Below are 3,233 nucleotides of genomic sequence, written 5' to 3' on the forward strand. Positions count from 1 at the left end.
ATTTGTTTTTTTAATTAAAATTAATTTTTAAAATGTTACAGTTCCTCTTTAGTTTCGACTAGTATAAAAAAAAAGAGAAAGCATCAAAAAACTACTTTTTTGAAATTTTCTCCATACTTAGGCAAAAACCTAAGTCCTTAATATGACATTATTTTATTTTGGAAGAAAGAGAAAAATTCTAAAATATTGTCTTTATGAAGGCTAATGTATTAAATAATATCAGTTTACAAAAGTATTTTTTTTAATTTAACACGTATTTAATGTTGTGTTTAAACGATAAAGCCTTACAAAAACAAGTGTTATATCATATATTATTTTTAAAATTATACATATTAGTAAGAAAAAGAATACGCATTTAATCCTTTATTTCTGTTGTTTTATCGATTTACTGACTGTTTAAATGCAAATAAATTAGGTGCTAAATTTTTTTATAAGACCCTCAAAAGAACAATTTTGAGGATCTTATGATACTTTTAAAGCAATAAATATTCTGGAATAAAATAAGTGTCTTTATTTACTTTTATAAGATCGTTGTCTAAAAATTTCTTTTCTAAAAGATCTACTTTATCACGATTTTTTAGAAAAAATTTGTCAAATCCTTTTTGTGTAGCAGACTTGGTCTTTATTTTTAAAGTTTGGTAACTACCAAATGTACGATCTACTTTTATGCCTGTTTTAAAAAAGAATAATTGAGATAGTTTGTCGTTTCTATAGATTACTTTTCTTTTAAAGACTTTATTTATGCCTCTAATTTCTCTTCTGTAAGTTCTTTTTAGTATTCTTTTTTCTCTTCTAGTTAATGTCTCTTTGGTATGTATGTAATCATCTGCATTTGTGTATGAGCTTATTTCACTATTAAAAGAGGCAAGTCTAGACTCTGCAAATCGAGGCAACAAAGCTCTGTAGTTTTCAATTAAATCTAGAACTTCTGTTTTGCTCATATGGTACCCTTTTTGCAAAGAGTTAACACTGGCTTTATCTAACGGTGTGTTTTTGTAAAAAATATCGTTAGGGTTGTTTTTGTCTATTAAACTTATTTGTAAGCTGTCAGAATTAAAAATAGTTTTTAAAAACTTAGAAGGCTTAGATTTTAAAACACCAAGCTTACTTTTATAGTTGTTTAAAGATGTTATAAGCTTATTGTTTGTGTTAATTGTATTAATTAATACAGTGTCTATTGCTGTGCTTAAAGCTTTTGGCTCTATATGCATATTTATACTAGGAAAAATAACACCGCCGTTAAATAAGCTGTTTTGTGGGGCGTCATAAACATAAATATTACTGTTTTCTGAGGCTATGTTTTTTAAACTGTTTTTACTAATAGTTAGGTTGTTATCTATAATGTAGTTTTCTATAAAAGAGTTGTAGCTTTTAGATACATCAGATAATATTTCTTTAGCTAATAATAAATTATTTTGGTTACTTTCATTAGAGCGGTTCTGTAATTGTATAAATAATAATTTAGAGGACTTTAAAGCCATTTTTTTAATTAAATAGTCTTGTCTGTCTAAATTATAATTACCACTACTGCCAGCTATAATAAAAAAGTTATTTTCAAAACTAGTGGTGTTGTAACTAGTTGCTAAAGAGGTTTCTATTGCTTGGTTTAAGGTTAGGTAGTCTTTGGTAATTGCTTTTTTGTGTAATGGTTTTTCCTCTAGTATGTTTTGTATAAAGGTTATCCAACTAGCAAAAGATGTAGTTTTAGGTAGTACATAAGATTTGTTTTTACTTCTACTAACAGCAGAAAAAGAGAATTTTAAATCTTCATGTTGTGGAAAAAATAAACCTATATTTTGAAGAGAGTTTATTAAAGGCTTAATGCTTTCTTTTTCGTCTTCATTAAATATAAAATGAAAATTAACTGTTTTGCTTTCTTTTTCTAGTCTATTGGCATCAGAAATTAAAACATTGTTACCTTTTACGTTTATTAATTTATTCTCGTTCTGGTCCCAAATGTAAAAAGGAACATTTGCTGTGGGGTTGCTAAATTCACTTGGCTTATTAGGTGCTTTATTGTAAAAGTAATTAGCGTAAATATGTTGTTGTGATATAGTAAGGTTTGTAGAGTCTTTAATATGTAATGATTTTTTTTGTCCTGCTAAATTGTAAACATGACCTTGCCCAATAGGAGAAATTAAATCTGTAGATACCCATCCCATAACATTAGTTTCTACACCATTAATGCTTGGTGCATTAGAAATAAGCACAGCATTACCTGTTTGGTTGTACTTGTAAGGGTAAACGGTTTGGTTTAAAAGCAATTTTTTATCTAAGGGTTTGTTAAAAAAAGGATCTTCATAAACCACTAAGCTGTCACCCACAAAAGTCTTATTTAATTTATATAAACCACTAGTTTTGCTAACGCCTATTTTATATTTTAAAGGTTTGTTGTTTATTGTGCTGATAAAAGAGTTTTTATGCTCTAGCGTATTACTTTTAGATATCCAGCCAATATAACTTAATCCTTTAGTATCTGTAAAATGGCGTTTTCTATTGAATAAAAAAGAAAGTATACTTTTAGGTTTTCCAATTAATGATGAGTCTGCTAAAACAACCTCATAAGCATTGTTTTTATCACTTATAACAAAATAAGGTTCTAGAAATGATTGAGATCCTTTTTTAAATTGACCATAGCTGTTGGTGTAAGAAGTATTGTTGCTTCTGTCTGAATAGACCACCAATATAGACTTATCTTTTTTTAGTTTTAAGTTTTCGGTATCGCTATCTGGGTAATTAAAATTATGATCGCTTACACGTTCAATTTTTTCATATTTAAATACTTGTGCATTAGTGGTATTAAAAAGCAGTACAGATAAAAAAGCTATTATAAATGGTACTATGTTTTTTGGTTGGTTATTTTTCATTCTAACATGCTTTGAGTTACATTAATTCTTTTAATACATTTATACGTTTCTAGTTCTATACTATTGATGCTTATTCTTTTATTACGTTTACCATCCAAATAGTGTAAGCCTTGGCAGTAACTATAGAAATCGTTATACTTACTGTTGTTAACCACAATTACAACTTCATTAGCGTTATTGCAAGTGTATTTATTTTTTAAATACCTAAACTGTTCGTTAAAAGTTGCTCTGTCTGATACGTCTGCATCTGCAATTGCTTGTAAATGCTTTTTAATATCGCTTTCTGCTAAAGAAAGAGAATCTACGGTAACCATGACATCTAATTTTTCAAAACGCGGAAGTATTTTTATTTTATGATATATAGGG

1 protein-coding gene and 1 pseudogene are annotated in these 3,233 nt (G+C 27.6%); both read right to left on the reverse strand.

Annotation, left to right across the window (positions count from 1 at the left end):
* Nucleotides 1–473 precede the first annotated feature (473 nt).
* Nucleotides 474–2,867, reverse strand: a complete 2,394-nt coding sequence (tssR, locus tag ABJD66_RS06680) for a type VI secretion system protein TssR domain-containing protein (RefSeq protein ID WP_348129619.1) — start codon at nucleotides 2,865–2,867, stop codon at nucleotides 474–476.
* Nucleotides 2,864–3,233, reverse strand: a pseudogene (locus ABJD66_RS06685) (PKD domain-containing protein); the annotation flags it as partial. The pseudogene ABJD66_RS06685 and the gene tssR, both read right to left, overlap by 4 nt.

This window comes from Cellulophaga sp. (genome assembly GCF_039943695.1).
Taxonomy (GTDB): domain Bacteria; phylum Bacteroidota; class Bacteroidia; order Flavobacteriales; family Flavobacteriaceae; genus Cellulophaga.